This window comes from Pseudoalteromonas sp. SWN166, assembly GCF_015864485.1.
Taxonomy (GTDB): domain Bacteria; phylum Pseudomonadota; class Gammaproteobacteria; order Enterobacterales; family Alteromonadaceae; genus Pseudoalteromonas.
This window is the reverse complement of sequence record NZ_JADYXB010000001.1, coordinates 256,386-278,625: the sequence shown is the minus strand read 5'-3', so window position 1 is coordinate 278,625 and position 22,240 is coordinate 256,386. Positions and strand designations below refer to the sequence as shown.

Here is a 22,240-nt window from a genome sequence, read left to right as displayed (position 1 = left end):
TCAAGTAACCAATGACTAAGCATAAAAATACCCTCATAATCAAAAGATGATAAGGGTATTGTGAAGCAACCAAAAGATCGGTCAACCGATCAAAAATACCTTAACTGATCGGTGTTATCGCATTTGCGGGGCTTTTTGTTAAATGTAATCTAGTGCTTTAAATCACTGTTATTTATGTGGTTATTAGCTGATATTTAGGTAGAACAGTTGCGAGCAGAAAAAATAAGCTGAACAGGGGTGATCTTTACTTTAGTTTTCTGGTAAAATCTCGTCCTAATTTTCTCTAAGTGAATTTACGATGGGTAAAAACGTTGTTGTATTAGGCACCCAATGGGGTGACGAAGGAAAGGGTAAGGTAGTTGATCTCCTTACAGACAAAGCATCTTTAGTAGTTCGTTATCAAGGTGGCCACAATGCGGGTCATACTTTAGTTATCGAAGGTGAAAAGACGGTTCTACACCTTATTCCATCGGGTGTATTACGTGACAATGTTAAATGTGTGATTGGTAATGGTGTAGTTTTATCACCAGAAGCGCTAATGAGAGAAATTGGCATGCTTGAAGAACGCGGCGTACCTGTACGTGAGCGTCTTTTAATAAGTGAAGCATGTCCGCTAATCTTGCCTTTCCATGTTGCATTAGATGTAGCCCGCGAAACTGCTCGTGGCGATAAGCCAATTGGTACAACTGGCCGTGGTATTGGTCCAGCGTACGAAGATAAAGTGGCGCGCCGTGGTTTACGCGTAGGCGATTTATTTAATCCTGAAGTTTTTGCAGCTAAATTAAAAGAAGTTCTTGAATACCATAACTTCACTTTAGTTAACTACTACAAAGTAGATGCTGTAGATTTCCAAAAAACGTTTGATGATGCAATGGCTGTTGCAGATATCTTAAAAGCAATGGTTGTAGATGTAACTGAGCTTTTAGATCAAACGCGTTTAGCAGGCGAAAACATTTTATTTGAAGGTGCACAAGGTACATTACTTGATATCGATCACGGTACTTACCCTTATGTAACATCTTCAAACACTACCGCTGGTGGCGTTGCGACTGGTGCTGGTTTTGGTCCACTAAACCTTGATTACGTTTTAGGTATTATTAAAGCGTACACTACACGTGTTGGTTCAGGTCCTTTCCCTACAGAGCTTTACGATGGTCTTGAAAAACAAGATCCGGTTGGTAAGCACCTAGGTGATAAAGGTCATGAATTTGGCGCAACAACAGGTCGACTTCGTCGTACTGGTTGGTTAGATGCAGTGGCTATGCGCCGTGCAGTTCAAATCAACAGTATTTCAGGTTTTTGTTTAACTAAGCTTGATGTTTTAGATGGCTTAGAAACACTTAAAATCTGTACTGGTTATAAGCTTGAAGATGGTACTGTTACTAACATAACGCCATTAGCAGCTGAAGGTTACGATAAAGTAACACCAGTATACGAAGAAATGCCAGGTTGGTCAGAAAACACTGTTGGTGTAACGAGTCTTGACGGTTTACCAAAAGCTGCGATTGACTACATCAAGCGTATTGAAGAAATTACGGGTGTTCCAATTGATATTATTTCTACAGGTCCTGACCGCGTAGAAACTATGGTACTTCGCAACCCGTTTGCGTAATTACTGTTAGATAAAAAAAGCTGCCTAGTGCAGCTTTTTTTGTGTCTAAAATTCACCTTGGAACGATCTTTGTATATCATTTAATAAGTTTATTTTTATAAGTGGTGAGCATGCGTTTATTTTCTCGTAATTGCGTATTAAGGCTTTCGTTAATTTCGTTGTCTTTATTTATATCAACCAATAGCTTAGCTACAGAAAGCCCAGCTGCAGTGCCGCTGTACACTGAATCTGAGCTAATTGCGTTAATAAATAAAAATACACATTTAGCGCGTGTAAAGGCAGATGATTGCCAGTTAGTGCAAGATATAGAAGCACGAGCCAATAAAATGGCATTGCCGTCTTATCAATTCTTATATGGCGACATGCTGGCTTATAGCGTGTGTGTTGATCGAAATGTAGAGTTAGGTGTGTATTACATGCGAAAAGCAGCTGAGCAAGGCTTAGCGGCAGCACTGGAGCAATTAGGGCGATATTACGACACCGGGCGTTTAGTTCAACAAGATAAAGCGATGGCAATTACATATTTGCGTGAAGCTTCGTCGCAAGGGAATTTAAAGGCACAACTGCGTTTAGTTAAATTATTTAATGATGGCTATGGCAGCCCGCGTGATTTTGAAGATGCTTACCGTTGGCTCTTTAACTCTATGGTGGCAGATAAAGCGACTCATAAAAAAATTGAGCGAGCGCTGACAAAGTTAGCGCAAAAAATGCCTGATAGTGTGGTTGCCCGCGCCCGGCTTCCAATTTAATGCCTCTTAAAAAACAAAACCCTAATTTTATAAGTTAGGGTTTTGTGTTTTTACAGGTAGTAAAAGTGTTTAACTTTCTTCTTTAGCCTTTGGTTGTGGGTCTTTTAAAACCGACATTTTGGGTGGCTGCAATGCAACAATACGCTCGCCTTCTTGCGGCGGCTTTTCCATGTTGATTGTAAAAGGTCTTAACTTAACTGGCGTATCGTCGTCGCTATCTTTATCACCTTTAAGAATAAACAAAGGGATAGCCTCAGGATTCATTTCTAGGTATTGCTCCCAGGTGAATTCATCAGAGATACGTGTTGAACTTACCTTACCGCCTTTGGCAATAATACTGCTTAAACGTGCATACGAGCCTTCGTCGCCAAACAGTATTTGTCTTGATAAAAACGTTGCGCTGTCTTTGTTTGCTTTAGCATGCGACGTTGATGAGCGAAGCGAAAATACATTTTTTTCATTAAGTAAATGCGAAAAGTATTGAACGCCTAGCGCATTATGATGACGGTTTGGCGATAAGGCTAATACACTACGAATAGTAGTTAACGGTAAATAGCGTTCAGCATGTTCTGATTGCGGATTACCATAATAACAAGCTAAGCCATCCATACGCGCCATTCTACAGTTTTCCCATGCTGGGTCTGAAAGGTGAACCGGAATATTTTGCTCTTGTAAGCCACGTCCAATTGCACGCGATACATGGTTTGCACCAATAATTAATATTGTATTTGGCGATGGTTGGCGTACACCTAATAGCTTGGCAACAGGAATGGCTGTTAAGCTTTGTAGCACAACCGTAATGATGATTACCGTGAATATAAGTGGCACCATTTTTTCAGCATCGGCAACGCCAGCTTCCATCATACTTAGTGCAAATACCGACCCAACAGCAGCGGCAACTATACCTCGTGGAGCAATCCAGGCAAGCACCAAGCGAGACTTCATTGGTAAGTCAGTACCAAAGGTCGAAATTGCTATACACAGTGGGCGTGCAATAAAAAGTACTATGGCTAAAAATATAAATACATCGCTATCGAGCATCATTAAATCAGAGAGCTGTAAGCGTGCTGCAAGTAAAATAAACAGCGTTGATATTAATATCATCGACAAGTCTTCTTTAAACTCAAGTACAGAATCTATTTCTAAATCGTCTTGGTTCGCAAGCCATATACCAAATACAGTTACTGCTAATAGGCCTGATTCATGGCTTAAGTGGTTTGATACAGAAAAACTAATAAGTACTAAAGCTAAAATACCAAACTTATGTAATTCAAATGGTAGCCACTCTCGGCGCATTAGTAGCGTTGTGATCCAACCTGCTGCAACACCAATACTTAAGCCAACGCCAAGTGTTTTAACTAAAGCAATAATAGTATGGCTAAATACTTCGCCTTGGCCTACAAGCATTACAGCTTCAAATACTAATACGGCAAATAATGCGCCAATAGGGTCTATTACAATACCTTCCCAGCGAAGAATGCGGTCTATGTCTTGTGTTGGGCGCATTGAGTTTAATAGCGGTGCTATAACGGTAGGGCCAGTAACAACGAGTACTGCGCCTAACACCGCAGCCACACGCCAATTGAGCTCAAGCAACCAGTAGGCGCTTAGGCTAATAATAATGCAGGTAGTAAGCATACCGATTGAGCAGAGATTCCTTACAACTTTTCCTATCCCTTTTAATTCTCTGAAATGCAGAGTTAAGGAACCTTCAAATAAAATGATGGCAACGCTGAGTGATACTACTGGAAACAGTAAATCACCTAAAAGTGCATCAGGGTCTAAAACACCACTAAATGGTCCAAGCAAAAGACCAGTAAGCAATAAAAAAAGAATAGCGGGTACTCTAAAAGCCCACGCGACCCATTGGGCAAGCACAGAGCAAAGTGCGATACCGGCTATGTAAATTGCTGACATAGATTAAGAATTCCTTATTTATGACGGTTTGTTTAGAAAGTATAACTTTTGTTAATTATTAATACAGGGGTATACACGGGAAATTCAAATATTACTAATCAATTTTAGCTGCTTATAAAAGATTAGTAGGCTTAAATTATTTAGCGAGAACTTAGTCATCTTATTTTAAAGTGTATTAATTGTTTAATTTATTGAATTTTAATAACAATATAAAGGGTATCAGTGTTTCGTATTAGCTTAGTTCGAATTTTAACCTTGATTTTAAAGGGGTATTTAGTGTATTATACTTCGTGTTCTAATAATTAGTCATCTAATGAAGTTTATTAAAGATAATACAGGCTTGTTAATCTTAACGTCATTTTTAATCTTTATAATCATGCATTAGTGATGTTGCTAGTATTTGAACATTACAAAATATCATTTACCGAATTCTTGGTATTGTTTTGCCAAACAAGTTTATTTAATTATTTAAGTAAATAAAGGTTTGAGTTGAACTATTACTTTCAATATTTAGCCCCCCATCGTGGCGGTTAAATCTCGGTCCTTTGGTCTTCACCCTATCTGTTGGTGTATCAGACTTTAGAGGCTCTATGTATGTTGTTAATAAAAAAGCCACACACAGCTTTTTACAGCGATGCATAAACAACACTTTTAAATTTTTTGATTAGTGCTGCTCAATATTATTGGGTTGTTACTACTTTGTACTTAACCTTAAATCTAAGCCTCTCGTTTTAGATATGGTTTTCGCGTGTGTGTAAAAAAGTGTTGCCTAAATGAAAAGAAAAATTCGAAGCTATGTTTTAAACCTAGCTACTTAGTTTTAGCTCGTCTAATTAAGGCGAGCGCAGATAAAATGGAAAGTTGAGCATTTATGCAAAAGTTAAATTGGCGACGTATCGTACTTAAAGTAGGTAGTGCATTAATTGCACCAGATCAAGATGGCTGCCGTTCGCGTTACATATTAACCATCGCACAGTTCATTGTTCGTTGTCGTGCCCGCGGGATAGAGGTGATTTTAGTATCATCTGGTTCAGTAGCGGCTGGCGCGCATTTATTCCCATCAGACAAACCTCGATCTGTGGTAATGAAAAAAGCAATGGCGGCAGCAGGCCAAACAGAAATGATTGCCATGTGGGACCGCTTTTTTGACTTTCCTTCTGCGCAGTTATTATTAACACACGGCGATTTACGTGACCGTGAGCGTTACCAAAGTATTCGCGAAACCGTATTCACTTTACTTGAGCATGGTGTACTCCCTATCATTAATGAAAATGATGCCGTCACCACTGACGAGCTGCGAGTAGGTGACAACGATAACTTATCAGCAATGGTTGCAGCAGCAGCAGATGCTGATGCGTTATTAATATTCTCAGACGTTGATGGACTTTATGATAAAAATCCTAATTTGCACGACGATGCCGTGTTACTGCCTGAAATAAAATCAATTGATGAATCTATTTATGCTATGGCAGGATGTGCAACAAGTGCTGTTGGCACTGGTGGCATGAAAACTAAAATAGAAGCAGCCGAAAAAGCAACGTCACATGGTATAGCGACTTATATTATAAACGGCTTTAAAGAAGAAACATTTACAAAGCTGCTAGCTGGAGAAAACCCTGGCAGCGTATTTTTACCGTACGAAAAACCAATGCAAGATTCTGTACACTGGATGACACACACAGCAAACGAGCAAGGCGAAGTTGTTGTTGATGGATCATTTGACGAATCGCTAGAAGGTGAAAGCGGATGTATTCGTGGTGATGAAATCATGGAAGTTCATGGTGAATTTGCTGTTGGTGATACCATTTTAGTACGTAGTGAAGACGGTACGCGTTTGGCGAAAGCGACCGCAAATTATAGTAGCTGTTTGTTAAACTTTATTGCAGACAACGAACAGAGTGAATTCAGCGAAAAAATGCAGGATTCAATTGGACCAGTTATATCTGAAAAACATATCGCATTATTGGAGAAGTCATGAGTTTAATTACGGACATTTCACGTCAGGCAGCAAAAGCTGCACATACACTTGCTTTACTCGATACCGAGACTAAAAACCAAGTATTAGTTGAAATGGCAGCGGCACTAAGAGAGCAAAAAGCATTTATAATCAAAGAAAACGAAAGTGACCTAAGCGCAGCACGCGACAATAACTTAGCAGCCTCAATGATCGACCGCTTAACGTTAAACGATGAGCGCATTGAAGCAATGGCAGAAGGTATTGAAGTAATCGTAAGCCTGGACGATCCTGTTGGTCAGCTACGTGATATCACAGAGCGTCCAAATGGCATTAAAATTCGTAAAATGCGCGTACCTCTTGGCGTTGTATGTATGATTTACGAAGCACGCCCAAATGTTACAGCGGATGCCGGCGCATTGTGTTTTAAATCGGGTAATGGTGTTATTTTACGAGGCGGTAAAGAAGCCCTTAAAAGCTCACAAGCTATTGCAAGCGTAATGCACAGTGTGCTTGAAAAGCATAACTTACCGGTATCACTTATTTCAGTGATTCCAGATCCGGACCGCGCACTATTAATGGAACTAATGCAGCAACGTGAAAGTATTGATTTAATCATTCCACGTGGCGGCGAAGGTTTAATTAACTTTGTTACTGAAAACAGTACGATCCCAGTAATTCAGCATTACAAAGGTGTTTGTCATCTATATGTAGATAAAGATGCAGACCTAGAAATTGCGCTTAACTTACTACTAAACGGTAAAACACAGCGTACGGGTGTTTGTAATGCACTCGAAGGCTTAGTCGTTCATCAAGATGTTGCAGATGAATTTTTAAATCTGTGTGCCGTCGTATTACGCCAAGAAGGTGTAAAAATAAACGCAGACAGTTTTGCTGCTAAATACTTTGATAACGCAACTGTTTTAGCCGATAACGAATTTGGTGAAGAATACCTAGACTTAGAAATCGCTATTCGCGTTGTTCCAAGCTTTACAGCAGCGGTTGAGCACATTGCCCAGTTTGGTTCAAACCATACTGAAGTAATTTGTACTAAAAACGAAGCTGCTGCAGAGTTATTCCAACGCAGTGTTGATGCTTCTGTAGTGATGGTTAATGCGTCATCTCGCTTTTCTGATGGCTCACAACTAGGGTTAGGTGCAGAGATTGGTATAGCAACTTCTAAGCTTCATGCTTACGGTCCAATGGGGCTTGAGTCGCTAACTACTGAAAAGTATTTAGTTAATGGGGTAGGCCAAGTTCGCGGATAACGACTAAAGCTTAATTCTGTTAAAAAGCCGAGCATGAAAATGCTCGGCTTTTTGGTTTTTAGACTACTCTGTAATTAATTTAATTTATCAAGCCAGTCATTTGCAGGTTCAGGTTTATGCAAATGGTAGCCTTGTAATATTACTTCAGGGTATTCTTTAAATAAATCAAAGTGAGATTGATTTTCCACACCTTCAGCCACTATTTCGAGTTCAAATACACGGCCTAAGTTTACAATCATATCAATAATTAATTTATCATTATTATCGGTAGGTGCTTCTAAAACAAAAGAACGGTCTATTTTTAGTTCTTGTATTGGTAATTTTTTTAGGTAAGTTAAGCTCGAATACCCAGTACCAAAGTCATCAATAGATACTCTTACACCTAACTTTTTAAGACGATGGACAGCGCTAATGGCTGCTTCCATATGATTAAGTAAAGTCCCTTCAATAATTTCAATAGTCAGCTGTTGAGGATTAATCCCATATTGTTCTATTTTATTGCTGATGAAGTCTAAAAAGCGTGGCTCATGAAAGTGGCGTCCACTTATATTTATAGATAAGTTTAAATCAGGGTGTGTTTTACTAATCTGCGTTAAGATTTTTAGAGCGTTTGAGCTGACCCAGCAATCCAAATCATAAATAATATCAGACTCTTCAGCAATGGATATAAACTCCCCTGGGCTAATAAACCCTTTTTGGGGATGTTCCCACCGCAATAAAACCTCAGCACCTTTAAGTACTTGATTTCTGTCAAATTGAGATTGTAGATAAAGGGAAAGTTCATTTTGCGTAATTGCTTTGCGTAAATCTTGCTCAATTTCAAAACGACGCTTTGCTTGCTCGCCAAATGAAGTATCAAAAAAGGTAATTCTGTTACCCCCTTTCTCTTTTGCTTTGTAACAAGCAGCTTCGCAGTTTCTAATTGTTTCTATAGCGCTTTCCCATTGATCTTCTCGAGGGAAAATATACGTGCCAATACTCACAGTTAAACTTATTTCTTGTTCATCAACAAAGAAAGGCTGATTTACGGCAATTAATAACTCTTGTGCTTTTCTCTGGGCAACTATTTGAGCTCTAGTTCGGCCTATACCTTTATCAAGTGTACACAATACTGCAAATTCATCACTGCCTAAACGAGCAATAATATCTTTTTTATCAAGATGGGAATGAACACGCTTAGTAAGCTCTTTTAGTATTTTATCGCCGGCAAGTAAGCCTAAACCATCGTTAATTGAGTGGAAGCTATCTATATCAATAATGTAAATATAAGCGTAATTTTTTTCAGAGGTGCAGACTTGGAGCTGTTGTTCTAATTGTTTTAAAAATCCATTTCGATTAGGTAGGCCTGTAAGTTCATCATGCCATGTTAGGTAATCTATTCGTTCTTGAGTGACTTTTAAGCTCGATATATCGCTAAATACACCAATGTAATGTACGTTTGTATCTTGATCGCCTTTAACCATACTGAGAGTTAGTAATTCGGGATAAAGCTCGCCATTTTTTCGTCTTGTTACCAGCTCACCACTCCAGTAACCCGCTCTATTTGCATGATGCCAAACTTGATCAAAGCTAATACTTGGATGGTTATTTTGTTTTACATCGTGCAACTGCATTTGCAGGGAGTCAGCTTCACAGTAACCTGTAATACGACAGAAAGAGGGATTTACAGCAATTATTTTGCCATCACTATCTGTAATAACAACGCCATCTGCAGTGCCTGTTAAAGCTTGATAAAATAATTTTTGTTTTGAAGAAAGCTGTTTGAGTTCTTCTTCACGCTCACTTAATTCTAATGCAAGCGATTCTATTTCGAGGAGTTTATCGTGCAGATCAAAGTTTTTTTCTATAAGCCTATCTAGCATGCCTTGCGCTGTAATGTGGGTACGAATACGCGCTCTAACGAGTGCTAATTTATAAGGCTTATGTATGTAATCAATTGCGCCCATGGCAAAGCCTTTTTCTTCAGACTCCTCTTCGGTAAGTGCTGTTACAAATATGACAGGGATCCCTTTCGTGTTCTGTTTAGCTTTAAGTATATTACATACTTCATAGCCATCCATGCCCGGCATCATTATATCGAGCAAAATTAAATCTGGACGTGTTGACTCAACAAATACGAGGGCTTGTTCACCACTTGTAGAAATACGTACGTCATAATCAGTTAAAAGTCCTTCAACTAATACGTGTAAATTACTAGGTTCGTCATCAACAATAAGAATTAAAGGTTTTTGCTTTTGCTCTGCAGTTAATCCATTGCCATTTGCGAGATAATTTGAATGCACTATCTATCCTTCTTTGCGTTCTTTGCAACATTAAATCTAGTTCAGGTTGGTGGTTATGCCTAATTTTTATTATCGTTTCTATAGTTATCAACTAGCTCAATTACTAACGCGTAGTTAAAATGATCGATAGCTTCTTTGAGCTTAAATAAAGGATGGTCTCGATCGTACTTATTTCTGTCTAATTGCCTAATCAAACTACTAGGTACGGGGCGAGCCGTTAAGGCTAATGAATATATATCATCAATAGCTGAATCTTCACTTCCTAGTTCTTGTAATTGTATATGCTCTTTTTTTAGGTTTTCAGCTACTAAAAACTGTTTTACAGCAAAAAGCGTGAGTGTTAATTGATCAGTAAAGTTGGATAATTTAATGCTTTTTTCATCAATTAATTTTTTCTCAATATTTTGGGTACTTTGTTCCAGTAGTTCCAAACCTAATGTACCAGCTAACCCTTTAAGTGTATGCACGAGTCGAGTTAGGCTTTCGAACTCTTTATTTTTGATTAATATATCAGCTATAATCGAAAAGTCATTGTAATCGTTGACGAATTGAGTAAATAATTTCACTAATAATTCGTCATTATTCTCTAAGTTTTCTTTTGCTAATGGGAGGTTTATAGTGCTTAGTGGTTCGCTACTTTGTAGGTGCTTTTCTATACTGTTGTAAAGCGCATCAAAAATAATTGGCTTGACTAAAAAGTCATCCATACCCGCTCTAAACGCTGCTTTTCTATCACTAGGATCGGCGGCGGCAGTAATTGCAATTATTGGGGTTTTGAAGCCTCGTTCTCTTAATATTCTTGTTGCCTCTAGCCCATCCATAACTGGCATTTGAACATCCATAAAAATAATATCGATATCATTTTTATCTATTTTCTGTAAAGCCTCTTGTCCATTATCAGCAATGATTACAGTCATATCTAGTCTGGCTAAAAGAGCTGAGGCTATTTCTTGATTAATTTTGTTGTCATCAACAACCAGTGCATTAAATCCAGAAAATTTAGGATGAGGTTTTAATGGCTTTTCTTTAAAGTTACTAGGTGAAAGCTTTCTTAATACTTCTACTTCGCTATTTTTATTACCAATAATGATAATGTCTATATTTTCATTTTTTGCAATTGGTTCCGGGGACTCTTCATCGGTAATTAATAAAATGAGCGTCAATTTTTCATTAGCGTTTTTATTTTTAGCGTACAGTTGTTGTAAAATAAAGTTATCGTTGAGCTCTTTTTTTTCTATCGACATTATTACAATACTAAATGGGCTACTAGGCTGAGACATTTTTGCAATGGCCCTTAATGGTTCTTGTGTTGTTTCTGTTGTTATATTTATATCACTTAGTAAGTCCATTAATTTTTTAATTTGCTCATTATCGGGGCTAATTAATAGGGCATGTTTTTTAAGTTTTTGCTGCTCAGATAAGGTAAAGGGTAGAGTAAAGAAAAACTCGCTACCTTGATTAATCGTGCTTCTTACTTGAATATCTCCGCCAAGCAGTTTAGCTAATTGTTTGCTTATAGTGAGTCCTAAACCGGTACCGCCGTACTTCCTTGTTGTGCTCGAATCACCTTGTGAAAAAGACTGAAATATAATTTTTGATTGATCTTCCGTCATTCCAATTCCGGTATCTTTTATACTAAAGTGTAGGTTTATTGTTTTTTCGTGTTGAGATGTTGCTTCTATAATTAATGATACTTCACCATGCTCTGTAAATTTAATTGCGTTGCCTACACAATTATTAATTATTTGGTTTAGGTGCATTGGGTCGCCAATAAGTTCAAGTCCCGCATCTACATGTAAAATAAAGTTTAATCCTAAGCCTTTTTGTTTTGCATTAGTTGAAAACAAATTTTGAACGTTAGAAACTATAGTATGTAAGGTAAACGGGATTTGCTCTAACTGAACTTTGTCTGATTCTAGTTTAGAAAAATCCAGAATATTATTTAAAATCTGCAATAAATTTTGAGCACTTGAAAAAGCTTTATCTGCGTAGTGTTTTTGCCTTGAGGGAAGCTCGCTGCTTTGTAAAAGTTGCAACATACCTAATATACCATTCATTGGGGTGCGAAGCTCATGGCTCATGTTAGCTACAAAATCTATTTTTGTTTTATTGGCTTTATCGGTTTGCTGCATAGCACTCGTTAGATCGGCATTCATTGCCTCCATTTGAGAATTTAATACACGAGTTTCGTTAAGTAGCTCTTTGGTTTGCTTATTTTTAAGATATAAAGCATTAGCTGCTTTTATTACCGATGCTATTTCAGTTTGATTTTGGCTGTAATTAGAAATAGTTACTGGCTTTTCGCTATTCATATCTTTAAGCAATAAAGTGAGTTGAGTAATCGGTTTTATAACCGATCTAAAAATAAAATAGCTTAAAAATAAAACGATTAACATAATTAAAGCGGCAAATATATTCGCCTGCTCTGTATTTGTAGTTAAGTGATTACTTAGCTTATCTTCAGTTTTAGCTAGTTTGTTTTTTTCTATCTTTTTAATTTCATTTGTTAAGTATAGTAATTCGTTTTCTATACCTGTTAAAACTACATTTACAGAAAAAGTGTAGCTGCGGGTAAGCAGTACAAGTTGGTTGTAAGCTTGTTTTAAATTTACTGCTTTATTAGAAAATGATTCATTAATTATCGAGGTGCTCGTTAGCTTTTTATATAAGTGATCTAAGTTTTGTTTAACATTTTGTGCTTCATCAAAATTAGGCTTATAGAGGTAACTTACCGCTGCGTGTTTTAAATTACTAATTGTAAGTAAAACATCGTTAAAAATAACTTTATTGCTATTGTTTGAAGACTCTTCTAAGTCACTAATTGTTACTTGTAGGTCATCAATAGGTTGTTTAAATTGAGTAGTGTAAAGATGTTCACGTTTCTTTCTGTTTATGACAACTTGGCCAAATGTATCTTGATAACTATTTAAATACTCGCCAAGGCGAACTAATGAGTCACTGTGTTCTGGTGCGTGGTTTAAGGTGCTTGTTTTTAGTTGTTCAAGATTCAGATTTGCCTTATTTAAATAAAAATTAAATTTGGTAATCGTATTTTCATTTGCATGGTCAATAAATGAAACCGCATGCCCTTGCAAAGAGATTATGTCGTTTTCTAAATGCGTTACTGCCTCGCTTTGAATTAGCGCATTATGCTGAGATTGTTGTAAGCTAAGTAAAGCGTTTTGCGAATAGTTAAATAGGTAACTTTGCAAAAGGAGTAGCCCAACAAGTAAGCATAAGGCTAAAATTATTTTTGATTTAATAGAATTTATTATCATTATCGGCTAATCAACTCATACCATTTTTGCAAGCTGTAGTCATAGGTTGGCATAACTGTATTCCATACTGCTACATTGCTAAAGCGTTTATGGTAACTACCGCCATTACGCTGCTCACCCGCTTTTACTGCTACTTCGCCATTGGTATTTAATAAATCTACGTTTGTTACTTTTCCATCGTACCAGTAATCCCATTCAGCCGGAGATAGTAGTAGTTTAGAGCGTTGTGGATTACTAATGTAATAACCTTGGCGAGCGATAAATGCGCCTGGCCAGCCCGAAAGCCACCAGTTCATATAATCGTAAGCTGCATCTTTTACGCTATTTTGTGTTTGTGATGATAAGCACATAACACCATGCCAGCCTCTGTACCCTTCTTTTGGTGCAGCAAAGCGTACATTAACGTTTTGGCTGTTTAAGGCTGAAACCGCAGGCGAAAACATACTTTCTATATGGGCACGTTTACTTTTCATAAACTCAATTGACTCGGGAACTGAGTTCCAATAGCCGCTAAAGTGACCTTGGCGTTTAAAGTCGAGTAATATGCTAAACAATCTATCAAGTTCTGGGCGGGTTATTGCACCTATATCGTTAAATTTTATAAGCCCTTTACTTTGTGCTGCTAGGGCCAGGTCAAATAACCCAATGGTAGGCGCATTTACGATAGCTACTTTACCTCTGTTCTCGTCATCAAGCAGCCAACTCCAGCTTTCTGTTTCGTATGCTATACCGGGCTTAATAAAGTCGGTGTTGTAACCAAAAGAGTCAACATTATGCACATAAGGTAAAAAGCTAATATGATCGCTTTCTTGTGAGCTTAATGTGCCATCGGGTTGAACATTTAATAATTTATAGGGAGCATCACCTGCACCAATACTTGCAGTTTCGGTTAGTTTTCCCGTTTTAGTAAGTGGATTTATCTCGTTAAAGTAGGTGAGTCGTTTTTTTTCTATTGGCTGTATAGAACCTGCATCCCAAAGCACATTAATGCTGTTTGACCATTGTTCGTATAAATCAAAGGAGCTAGGGTCCATTGATGCCTTTTGCAAAACGGCAGCGCTGCCTGCGGGGGTAAATTCAATATTAATACCTAGGTCGCTCATCGCTTGTTTGCGAATAGCTTCTTGGAGTGTTACATGAGTACCAAGCACTCTTAACGTCACTTTTTTTCGGGCAAAAACATAAGGCGCATGTGTTATTGCACCAGCTGTTAAACCTATTGCAGCTAGCTTTTTTAGCGTTGAACGCTTAGGGTTGTCCATGTTAAGCCTAAAGTACTAATGTGTGACATTATGTATAGCTAAGAACTTGTAAAGACACAAGTTGAACGGATAAATTTTAAATTATATAAAATGAAAAATTAGAATAGTAGGGTGTTTAAAAATAGTTAAAACAAGGAAAAAACAGAAGAATAAAATGATTTTGAAAGGAGTAGGAAAGTGGTGGAGCTAAGCAGGATCGAACTGCTGACCTCCTGCGTGCAAGGCAGGCGCTCTCCCAGCTGAGCTATAGCCCCACATTCCTAAGTTACATATAATAATGTAACTGCTTGGCTGCTGAGTTCCAAGCGGGACGAACTTTAAGTTTTTTTATAAATTTGGTCAAGTATTTTTTCGTAAATTTTCACTGTTTACGTCAATTTTTGTTAGACTCGGCTTAATTCAAAACTAAAACGATAAAAAACAATGAAAAAATGTGTTCTAGCGCTTATGGTTTTACTCGCTGGTTGTGCCTCAAATGATGGTCCTCCTTTTGAAATAAATAATAAACAGTTTCACGAAAGGCAAGATGAGCAAGGCAATAAACTTTTTGCTTATGTTGTTTCGGTAAAAGCTAAAAATCGTGAAAACTTTAACCTAGACCGTGGTCCTAACAACAGACCAAGCCGTGGTGAAGTTAAGCAGTATATTGAGCAAGAGCATTTTGAAGAGTCAAGTGTGCTAAAACTGCAGTTAGAAGATCAAGCTGTTGAGTTATTAAATCAAGAGTTAAAAGAGCGTCAGTATTGCGATAATAAACACGAAGTAAGTGAAGTTTTATGGCGAGACCTAAGCGTACAATTAAGAGGGCGTTGTTTGTAATATGTTGGCTGATAAAAGCAAGTTAGCAGAGCTTTTAGCACAGCTAAGTATTAATTACGATGTGATAGAACACCCGCCGCTACATACAAGCTTAGCGGCTGATGAGTTTATGGTTGAACGTCCGGGTACGCGTCTTAAAAACCTATTTTTGCGTGATAACGAAGGTAAGCGACACTTTTTAGTTATTACAGCGCATGATAAGCAACTCGACTTAAAGACATTGTCAAAGCAGCAAGGACTTTCACGTTTAGGATTTGCTTCAAGTGAGCGTTTAGCTAAGTATTTAAAGGTAGCGCCTGGGTGTGTATCAATGTTGGCTCTTTTAAATGATAAGCAAAACGAAGTAAGCTTATGGGTTGATCAAGAGATTTGGCATGGAGAGTTGTTTCATTGTCATCCGTTTGAGAACACCCAAACATGGTTACTTAGTAAAGCCGACTTAAACACATTTTTTAATCACACAAAACATCAGCCACGCGTTGTATTTCTGCCCTCTAAGTAAGCCCACAAAATTAGCAATAAACCACATAAGCAAACAGCAAGCAGCGTAAACATAAACGCTGTTTGCCCATGATGTTGGTACACCACACCGGGTAATAACGAGCCAAGCGCTCCACCACTGTAATAAAACGATACATACCCGCCATTGGTCACACTGGGTGGTGCTTTGCTTGTTTTATTAACGAGCGGCGCTGCGGTTGAGTGAATCACAAACATTGCACCACAAAACAAAGTAAATGCGATTAAAAATAAGCTGAGCTGGTGGCTCATTAGTAAAATAATACTCACGCTATAAAAACTAAAGACTGCAGTTAATAAATGCCAAGGAGAAGGGGCTTTTTTAAGTAACCAAGGCGCGGCAATCGAGGCTAGAGCCCCAATTAAATAGCCACTGTAAACTAAACCTATGTCGCGAGTATTTGTTATTAAAAACGTATTTTGTAATATAAACGGTAAGTAATTAAGTAGTGCAGCAAAGCAAAAAAACATACAAAAAACGGCACCGTAAACTTTAAGTACAGCGCCTTCTTTAAGTTGTTTAATGTAGTCAAGTGGCGAAAGCTGAGACTTTGTTGCTGGGTTCGAAAATTGAGAATGTTTGATTGTTAAAGCTAAAAAAATAAGCATAAAAGCAATAACGTAGTAAAAGCTCTGCCAATTCCATAAATCGCTAAATAAAGCCGCGAGGACACGGCCAAAGTAGCCTCCAACTATACTACTACCAATATATAGGGTCATATTTTTTTGAAGTGTATCAGCGCTATAGCTCATACCTATATAACTAGTCATTGCAGTTAAGGCTGCTGGAAGCGTTAGGCCTTGTAAAAATCTAACTAATAACAAAAGCTCAAAGCTATGTACATATATAAAAAGCAGGCAGCTAAGCCCTAAAAACACCATTGCAATACGTAATATTAGTAATGGATTTCTTTTTGCTAAAAACAAACCATAGACGAGCGGGGCAATGGCTAAGGGCAACATAGTTGCAGTCATTAAGCTGCCAGCTACTGCTGGGGCTACATTAAATTCGCTTGCAAAAAGGCTAAGTAGAGGTTGTGGTGCATAAAGTACAAAAAATATAAATACCGAGCAAACGAGTAGATGAGGTAAACGCATTATATGGCTTATACATTTGCTGATTGGTTACGTGACATTGTATTAAAAATTGTTTTTAATTAATAATTAAAACCATGCTCTTTGCGTCATATCATGGATTGTTTTAATTAGTTTGTTAGATTAATGTCGATAGCGCTGTTATTTGAACTCGTTGGTGATTAAAATAACCCTAATATTAGTTTTTAGTGGAACAAAGCCATGGGTTCATTACAAGACCAATTGCTTCAAGCAGGATTAACAACATCGCATAATGCTAAAGTTGCTAAATCAGAAAAGCGTAAGCAACAAAAAAAGCAAAAGAAAGGGGCTACTAGTAACCCAAGTGATCTGCAAAAGCATATACAACAAACCAAGCTAGAGCAGCAAAAAAAAGCTGAAGAGCTTAACCAAACACGCCAAGTGAGCTTAAAGCAACGCGAGCAAGAAGCGCGTGTTAAACAAATTTTAGAGCACCACAATCAAGACGCTATTCGTGGTGAGCGCACATTTAATTTTACTTATCAAAACAAAGTAAAAAACCTAGACGTGAACGAGAAAACGCAAAAAGCGTTATCGGGCGGTCGTTTAGCTATTTGTGTACTAGAAGGGCAATTTTACGTATTAGACGACGAACCAGCACGCAAAGTGGCTGAAGTTGACGAAAAGTATATTGTTTTTCATGTGGAGCCAGAAAACAAACCAAAAGATGAAGATGACCCATACGCAGACTTTGAAGTACCAGATGATATAGTGTGGTAATAGTCTATTAAGGGTAAGCTCATTTTTATTTGTTAAAGTATATAAAAGTGAGACAGAAACGAGTTAGCGGTTTTTGGTTAAGTTGATCGTCTAGCATCGTTTCGTACGTATGCTTTTTATTTGATTGTTTACTACAATCAATAGAACAGTTTTTCTAACCGTCAAAAAAGAAGAGTAAATACAATGAGCAAGATGAAAACACTACTATTAGGCGCGGGTATTACTTTAGCCGCAAGCTTCTCGTTTAATGCAGCTGCTGCCGATGGCGCTGCACTTTATACCGCTAAAAACTGTCAAACCTGTCATGGCGCTGAAGGTAAAGCACCAATTATGGGAATGTACCCTAAACTAAGTGGTCAAAACAAAGACTACTTAGTAGCGCAAATGAAAGACATTAAATCAGGTGCACGTAATAACGGTATGACTATGGCAATGAAAGCAATGGTTGCAACGGTAACTGATGAAGAGTTTGAAGCAATTGCAGATTATCTAGCTAACGTAAAATAATTTACGCAGTAATTTAGCTTTATAAACACCATAAACAGCCACACAATAGTGTGGCTGTTTTGTTTGGTGTTTGCTATAAAATAAAGACTGCTTTAGACTTCTAAACATCTGTTCGTACAGGTTAATAATGTACGTTTTTAAAAGGCTTATTATGTTTGATTTACCCCAACTCGATTTAAAAAATAAAGTATCGGCACAAGAGTGGCAACTGCGTATTGATTTAGCTGCGTGTTACAGACTGGTAGAGCACTTTCGTTGGGGGGATTTGATCTATACGCATTTATCAGCACGTTTGCCTGGCACAGATCACTACCTAGTAAATGCCTTTGGTTTAACCTTTGATGAAGTAACTGCGTCTAATTTAGTAAAGGTCGACTTAGACGGTAACATTATTGACGATACGCCATTTAGTATTAATCCTGCTGGCTTTACTATTCACAGTGCGATTCATGAGGTACGCGAAGACGCTCATTGTGTTATTCACCTTCATACCAAAGAAACAATCGCTGTCGCTACACAAAAAAATGGTTTATTACCGCTTAGCCAGTATTCAATGTTTTCACTGCCATCGCTTTCTTATCATGGCTACGAAGGGCTTGCAGTAAACGACGACGAGCGAAAAGTGTTGCAAGATGATTTGGGCAGCACCAACCATATGTTATTGGTAAATCACGGTGGCTTAACGGTAGGCCCAACGGTAGGCGATGCGTTTATGCGCTTTTATGATTTACAGCGCGCGTGTGAAATACAATTGGCATTGCAATCAAGCTCGCAAGAGTTTATTGAAGTGCCGCAGCCTATAATCGATAATATTTATAATCAAGCAAATGTAGTGCACAGTGGCAGTACTGGCGGGCAACTTGCGTGGCCTGCTATGTTACGTAAAGCGTATCGACTTGACCCTAGTTTTGCAAAATAACCCATAGCGGTTAATAAGGAATTTTAATGAAAGTAAATCGCGTTGAAGTATTTGATATTCACTGTCCTGATAGACCTTCTTGGACGCCAGTATTTGTACGTATTCATACAGATGAAGGCATTAGTGGTGTTGGCGAAGCGGGCCTTGCATACGATTTAGGTCATAGTGCTGCAGCGGCTATGATAAAGGAAATGGCAGATGCTTTTTTAATTGGTCACGACCCATTTCAAACAGAAAAGTTATGGTCACGTATGTTGCGTGAAAGCTTTTGGGGCTTAGGCGGCGGACCTGTTGTATATGCCGCAATGAGCGCAATAGACACCGCTCTTTGGGATATTAAAGGAAAAGCGCTTGGTTTACCGGTCTATCAATTACTAGGCGGTAAAGTTAACGACAAGCTACGTACATACGCATCGCAATTACAGTTTGACTGGGATAGCGAATTTAAAGCGCTAGTACAGCCACAAGAGTATGCAGAAGCTGCTTTAAAGGCAATAGCTGAAGGTTACGACGCAGTAAAAGTAGACCCAATTCAGTATGATAAAGACGGCAATACTTATTACGACCGTACAAAAATAATCTCACGTACTGAAATGAAGCTATACCGTGCACGTATGCAAGCTATTCGCGAAGCGGTAGGCGACGAAGTTGATATTATTTTTGAATGCCATAGCTTACCTGGCGTTACAACGGCTATTCAGTTAGGTGAAATTGCAGAAGAGTTTGACTGTATGTACTTTGAAGAGCCAGTTAACTATTTAAACCATTCATTACACGCAAAAGTAGCTGATAAAGTATCAGTGCCTATTGCTGGTGGTGAGCGTCTGTATAATCGTTGGGGTGTACGTCCGTATTTAGAAGATCAAAGTATTGATGTACTACAACCGGATATTGGTTTGTGTGGTGGTTTTACCGAAACCAAAAAAGTGTGTGATTACGCTGATATTTTTGATGTGCGTATTCAAGCTCACGTATGTGGCGGGCCTGTTGCAACAGCAGCATCACTGCACTTAGAAACGGCTATCCCTAACTTTTTGATTCATGAGCACCACACTTATGCGATTAAAAAGTGGAACCGCGAGTTATGTTTACAAGATCCACAACCTAAAAATGGTTTCTTTGAAGTGTCAGAAGAGCCTGGGTTGGGTATTGAATTAAACGATGAGATTGTTATGCGTTCTCAACGCGTAGAAATAAAATAATAGCCTTTTAACCTAACTTTAGGTCTTGCATTAAAAAGCCGGTAAGTGATTAGTCACTTACCGGCTTTTATTTGTTGGGGGGAGGTAAAGCTTGTTATAACTCATTAATTTTACATTCGACATCTTTAAGCTCAATAGTTGCTTTGCTATCGAGATGGCGTATATAGCACTGATTACCTTTAATCATCAATTCAAACTGATCGGGTGTATTGCGACTTTGCGTGTCGATAATATTATTACCATCTACATTGCTAAGGGTTACTGTGCTGCTGGTAGTAAATACATCATCAGCTAATTGAGTCTCTTGCATATGTACAAGTGTTTTAATTGCTTTGCTAACCGCTGTTTTATTTTGCTTTGCCAGTAGAGCATGTTGCAGCTTAGGTGTCGGGTCTGGATTTTGAGATATGCAGCCATTGAGAAGAAGCGCTGAAAATACAACGATTAGTAAAAAGTACATTTTCATAAATTGGCCGTATTATCATAAAAAGAGAGTTTAATATAACTAGTTTTACTTACACTTGGTAGTAGTGCTTAGCGTTTGTATAGCTAAGGTCATGCCATGTCTTATTGTTTGAGCATAACGCCTTATGGCAGTGCCATAGATTGTTGTAGCTTGTATTTATTTGGCACACAGGGAAGTTGCTAGCAAACATAATACGCTGCTGGCCAAAGTGATTAAAAAGAAAACTAAAACACGCGGCTTGTTGCTCGCTGGTGAGTTGTAGTAATTCAAAACCAGAGAATTTAATTGCTATGTTGTCATGCTGAGCAAGTAACTCAACACCTTGTCGCCAATCATTTAAATTACTTGGCAACCCTGCATGATTAATTATAATTTGAAGCTGCGGTAGCTGCTTAGCGTAGTAAGCCACTCGTTTGGTTATTTCGCTATTTTCAATATCAAACTGAGCTTCAAAATGCAGTTGGGTATCTGATAATATTGTTAGGTTTTTAAAACTATTAGCATCTAATAAACGCTTTGCGTCAGTACCTTCGGTTATATCTCTAATGCCACACAAACTCAGATGAGTTAAAGCTTCTAACGAGTTTATAAACTCATCAGCCGATGAGTCAATTTGGTTGTAACTAATAGCCTTAAATGAAAGGCTTTTTAAATGCGAGTCTAGCCAGTTTAGCTCGTTAATAGGGGAGGTGTTATCGAATCCGGCTTCTATATGAACAAGCCCTACTAGCTCAAAGTCAGTACTTTTAACAAGTTGCTGTGCACTTACTGGCTGTTTTATTTTTTCTAAATTTGGCCACGCTGGTGGGTTAGCGCCTTGTAGCCATGAGTATTGACCTTCTACTAAATTAAAAAAGTGTACGTGTGGGTCAATAATTTTTAGGCTCATTGCAGATTACTCATTGGGCAGTATTCATTGCGCTGTGTAACCACCATCAATACTTTGTAGGCTGCCAGTAATAAAGCTGGCATCGTCGCTTGCTAAAAAGCTCACAAGGGCGGCAACCTCGTCGGCTTGACCTAATCGGTTAAGCGGTTGCAGACTTGCTTCCTCGGCAACTATTTCAGCTTTGTTTGCGCCACTTTTTGCGCAGTACGCATCTATCGCGTTATGAAATAGCGGGGTTTCTATTGTGCCAGGGCATACCGCATTTGCTCTAATATTAAAACCCGCATAATCAAGCGCTGTTGTTTTAGCCATTGAGGCAAGGGCATGTTTTGTTAGGTTATACGCAAAAGAGTTTTGCTTACCTATAATTGCTTGATCGGAAGCGACTAATATAATAGCGCCGCCATTTTGCGCTTTCATGCTTGGCAATACGCTTTGTATTGCGGCATAAGCGCCTTTAACATTAAGCGCAAAAAGTGCATCGAGAGTTTGCTCGTCGGTGCTTTCTATATTTGCGCTTAAGTGTTTTCCAGCATTAGAAACAAGTACATCAATACGTTTGCTTTGTTCACAGATAGCGTTGATACAGCTTTGTACCGCCGATACATCACTTACATCACACTGATGAAATATACCGATTTCGCTCAGCTCTATATCAAGGTTATGTACTTCATAGCCATTGTTTAGCAAACGCTTAACTACGGCTAAGCCAATACCTTTTGTACCACCTGTAACGACTGCAACTTTAGACATACTTACTT

18 protein-coding genes and 1 tRNA gene are annotated in these 22,240 nt (G+C 38.3%); 10 read left to right on the top strand and 9 right to left on the bottom strand.

Going from position 1 to position 22,240, the window contains the following annotated elements:
• The first annotated feature begins 298 nt into the window (after positions 1 to 298).
• Complete coding sequence (locus I6F49_RS01280) at positions 299 to 1,612, top strand: adenylosuccinate synthase (RefSeq protein WP_024600222.1); 1,314 nt, start codon at positions 299 to 301, stop codon at positions 1,610 to 1,612.
• A gap of 110 nt (positions 1,613 to 1,722) precedes the next feature.
• Complete coding sequence (locus tag I6F49_RS01275; RefSeq protein ID WP_197178061.1) at positions 1,723 to 2,361, top strand: tetratricopeptide repeat protein; 639 nt, start codon at positions 1,723 to 1,725, stop codon at positions 2,359 to 2,361.
• A 69-nt stretch (positions 2,362 to 2,430) separates the two neighbouring features.
• On the opposite strand, the gene I6F49_RS01270 is transcribed toward I6F49_RS01275, so the two are convergent.
• A complete protein-coding gene (locus tag I6F49_RS01270) occupies positions 2,431 to 4,278 on the bottom strand; it encodes a cation:proton antiporter (protein WP_166420416.1) in 1,848 nt (615 codons plus the stop codon).
• Positions 4,279 to 5,149: 871 nt separating this feature from the next.
• Here I6F49_RS01270 and proB point away from each other — a divergent pair.
• A complete protein-coding gene (gene proB / locus I6F49_RS01265; RefSeq protein WP_166420417.1) occupies positions 5,150 to 6,256 on the top strand; it encodes a glutamate 5-kinase in 1,107 nt (368 codons plus the stop codon).
• Entirely contained in the window at positions 6,253 to 7,500 is a 1,248-nt protein-coding gene (locus I6F49_RS01260; protein WP_149593763.1) for a glutamate-5-semialdehyde dehydrogenase, read from the top strand. The genes proB and I6F49_RS01260 overlap by 4 nt, the downstream gene beginning before the upstream one ends.
• Positions 7,501 to 7,574: 74 nt before the next feature.
• On the opposite strand, the gene I6F49_RS01255 is transcribed toward I6F49_RS01260, so the two are convergent.
• The 4 genes from I6F49_RS01255 to I6F49_RS01240 all read right to left on the bottom strand — a co-directional run bounded on the left by I6F49_RS01255 (position 7,575) and on the right by I6F49_RS01240 (position 14,576).
• A complete protein-coding gene (locus tag I6F49_RS01255) occupies positions 7,575 to 9,782 on the bottom strand; it encodes a two-component system response regulator (protein ID WP_197178060.1) in 2,208 nt (735 codons plus the stop codon).
• A gap of 59 nt (positions 9,783 to 9,841) precedes the next feature.
• Positions 9,842 to 13,060, bottom strand: coding sequence for a response regulator (locus I6F49_RS01250; protein WP_197178059.1), 3,219 nt, complete (start codon positions 13,058 to 13,060; stop codon positions 9,842 to 9,844).
• A complete protein-coding gene (locus tag I6F49_RS01245; protein WP_166420420.1) occupies positions 13,060 to 14,322 on the bottom strand; it encodes an ABC transporter substrate-binding protein in 1,263 nt (420 codons plus the stop codon). Before I6F49_RS01245 ends, I6F49_RS01250 begins: the two co-directional genes overlap by 1 nt.
• Before the next feature lie 178 nt (positions 14,323 to 14,500).
• A tRNA-Ala gene (locus I6F49_RS01240) sits at positions 14,501 to 14,576 on the bottom strand.
• 169 nt (positions 14,577 to 14,745) lie between these two features.
• On the opposite strand from I6F49_RS01240, the gene I6F49_RS01235 reads away from it, so the two are divergent.
• Entirely contained in the window at positions 14,746 to 15,141 is a 396-nt protein-coding gene (locus I6F49_RS01235; protein WP_197178058.1) for a hypothetical protein, read from the top strand.
• 1 nt (position 15,142) lies between these two features.
• Positions 15,143 to 15,643: a prolyl-tRNA synthetase associated domain-containing protein gene (locus tag I6F49_RS01230; RefSeq protein ID WP_197178057.1), complete on the top strand. Its 501-nt coding sequence runs from the start codon at positions 15,143 to 15,145 to the stop codon at positions 15,641 to 15,643.
• On the opposite strand, the gene I6F49_RS01225 is transcribed toward I6F49_RS01230, so the two are convergent.
• Positions 15,610 to 16,758, bottom strand: a complete 1,149-nt coding sequence (locus I6F49_RS01225) for an MFS transporter (RefSeq protein ID WP_197178056.1) — start codon at positions 16,756 to 16,758, stop codon at positions 15,610 to 15,612. The genes I6F49_RS01230 and I6F49_RS01225 overlap by 34 nt on opposite strands.
• A 198-nt stretch (positions 16,759 to 16,956) precedes the next feature.
• Here I6F49_RS01225 and I6F49_RS01220 point away from each other — a divergent pair, with 198 nt between their 5' ends.
• From I6F49_RS01220 to I6F49_RS01205, 4 genes are all read left to right on the top strand, one after another.
• Positions 16,957 to 17,496: a DUF2058 domain-containing protein gene (locus tag I6F49_RS01220; protein ID WP_197178055.1), complete on the top strand. Its 540-nt coding sequence runs from the start codon at positions 16,957 to 16,959 to the stop codon at positions 17,494 to 17,496.
• A 183-nt stretch (positions 17,497 to 17,679) separates the two neighbouring features.
• Positions 17,680 to 18,003 carry a c-type cytochrome gene (locus I6F49_RS01215; RefSeq protein WP_197178054.1) on the top strand — a complete coding sequence of 108 codons (324 nt, stop codon included), beginning with the start codon at positions 17,680 to 17,682 and terminating at the stop codon, positions 18,001 to 18,003.
• Between the two features lie 151 nt (positions 18,004 to 18,154).
• A complete protein-coding gene (locus I6F49_RS01210; RefSeq protein ID WP_197178053.1) occupies positions 18,155 to 18,922 on the top strand; it encodes a class II aldolase/adducin family protein in 768 nt (255 codons plus the stop codon).
• 26 nt (positions 18,923 to 18,948) lie between these two features.
• Complete coding sequence (locus I6F49_RS01205; RefSeq protein WP_024610450.1) at positions 18,949 to 20,124, top strand: mandelate racemase/muconate lactonizing enzyme family protein; 1,176 nt, start codon at positions 18,949 to 18,951, stop codon at positions 20,122 to 20,124.
• 94 nt (positions 20,125 to 20,218) lie between these two features.
• On the opposite strand, the gene I6F49_RS01200 is transcribed toward I6F49_RS01205, so the two are convergent.
• From I6F49_RS01200 to I6F49_RS01190, 3 genes are read right to left on the bottom strand one after another with little or no spacing between them, the layout of a single operon-like run.
• Positions 20,219 to 20,590, bottom strand: a complete 372-nt coding sequence (locus tag I6F49_RS01200; RefSeq protein WP_197178052.1) for a hypothetical protein — start codon at positions 20,588 to 20,590, stop codon at positions 20,219 to 20,221.
• Between the two features lie 49 nt (positions 20,591 to 20,639).
• Positions 20,640 to 21,479 (bottom strand): amidohydrolase family protein, encoded by an 840-nt coding sequence (locus I6F49_RS01195; protein WP_197178051.1) that lies wholly within the window; start codon positions 21,477 to 21,479, stop codon positions 20,640 to 20,642.
• Positions 21,480 to 21,503: 24 nt separating this feature from the next.
• Positions 21,504 to 22,232, bottom strand: coding sequence for an SDR family NAD(P)-dependent oxidoreductase (locus tag I6F49_RS01190; RefSeq protein WP_010554366.1), 729 nt, complete (start codon positions 22,230 to 22,232; stop codon positions 21,504 to 21,506).
• Between the last annotated feature and the right edge of the window lie 8 nt (positions 22,233 to 22,240).

Bases quoted from the DNA above. Each gene is read 5' to 3' on its own strand.
- I6F49_RS01280 (WP_024600222.1), top strand. From the start codon at position 299: ATGGGTAAAAACGTTGTTGTATTAGGCACCCAATGGGGTGACGAAGGA.
- I6F49_RS01275 (WP_197178061.1), top strand. From the start codon at position 1,723: ATGCGTTTATTTTCTCGTAATTGCGTATTAAGGCTTTCGTTAATTTCG.
- I6F49_RS01270 (WP_166420416.1), bottom strand. From the start codon at position 4,278: ATGTCAGCAATTTACATAGCCGGTATCGCACTTTGCTCTGTGCTTGCC.
- proB (WP_166420417.1), top strand. From the start codon at position 5,150: ATGCAAAAGTTAAATTGGCGACGTATCGTACTTAAAGTAGGTAGTGCA.
- I6F49_RS01260 (WP_149593763.1), top strand. From the start codon at position 6,253: ATGAGTTTAATTACGGACATTTCACGTCAGGCAGCAAAAGCTGCACAT.
- I6F49_RS01250 (WP_197178059.1), bottom strand. From the start codon at position 13,060: ATGATAATAAATTCTATTAAATCAAAAATAATTTTAGCCTTATGCTTA.
- I6F49_RS01245 (WP_166420420.1), bottom strand. From the start codon at position 14,322: ATGGACAACCCTAAGCGTTCAACGCTAAAAAAGCTAGCTGCAATAGGT.
- I6F49_RS01235 (WP_197178058.1), top strand. From the start codon at position 14,746: ATGAAAAAATGTGTTCTAGCGCTTATGGTTTTACTCGCTGGTTGTGCC.
- I6F49_RS01230 (WP_197178057.1), top strand. From the start codon at position 15,143: ATGTTGGCTGATAAAAGCAAGTTAGCAGAGCTTTTAGCACAGCTAAGT.
- I6F49_RS01225 (WP_197178056.1), bottom strand. From the start codon at position 16,758: ATGCGTTTACCTCATCTACTCGTTTGCTCGGTATTTATATTTTTTGTA.
- I6F49_RS01220 (WP_197178055.1), top strand. From the start codon at position 16,957: ATGGGTTCATTACAAGACCAATTGCTTCAAGCAGGATTAACAACATCG.
- I6F49_RS01215 (WP_197178054.1), top strand. From the start codon at position 17,680: ATGAGCAAGATGAAAACACTACTATTAGGCGCGGGTATTACTTTAGCC.
- I6F49_RS01210 (WP_197178053.1), top strand. From the start codon at position 18,155: ATGTTTGATTTACCCCAACTCGATTTAAAAAATAAAGTATCGGCACAA.
- I6F49_RS01205 (WP_024610450.1), top strand. From the start codon at position 18,949: ATGAAAGTAAATCGCGTTGAAGTATTTGATATTCACTGTCCTGATAGA.
- I6F49_RS01200 (WP_197178052.1), bottom strand. From the start codon at position 20,590: ATGAAAATGTACTTTTTACTAATCGTTGTATTTTCAGCGCTTCTTCTC.
- I6F49_RS01195 (WP_197178051.1), bottom strand. From the start codon at position 21,479: ATGAGCCTAAAAATTATTGACCCACACGTACACTTTTTTAATTTAGTA.
- I6F49_RS01190 (WP_010554366.1), bottom strand. From the start codon at position 22,232: ATGTCTAAAGTTGCAGTCGTTACAGGTGGTACAAAAGGTATTGGCTTA.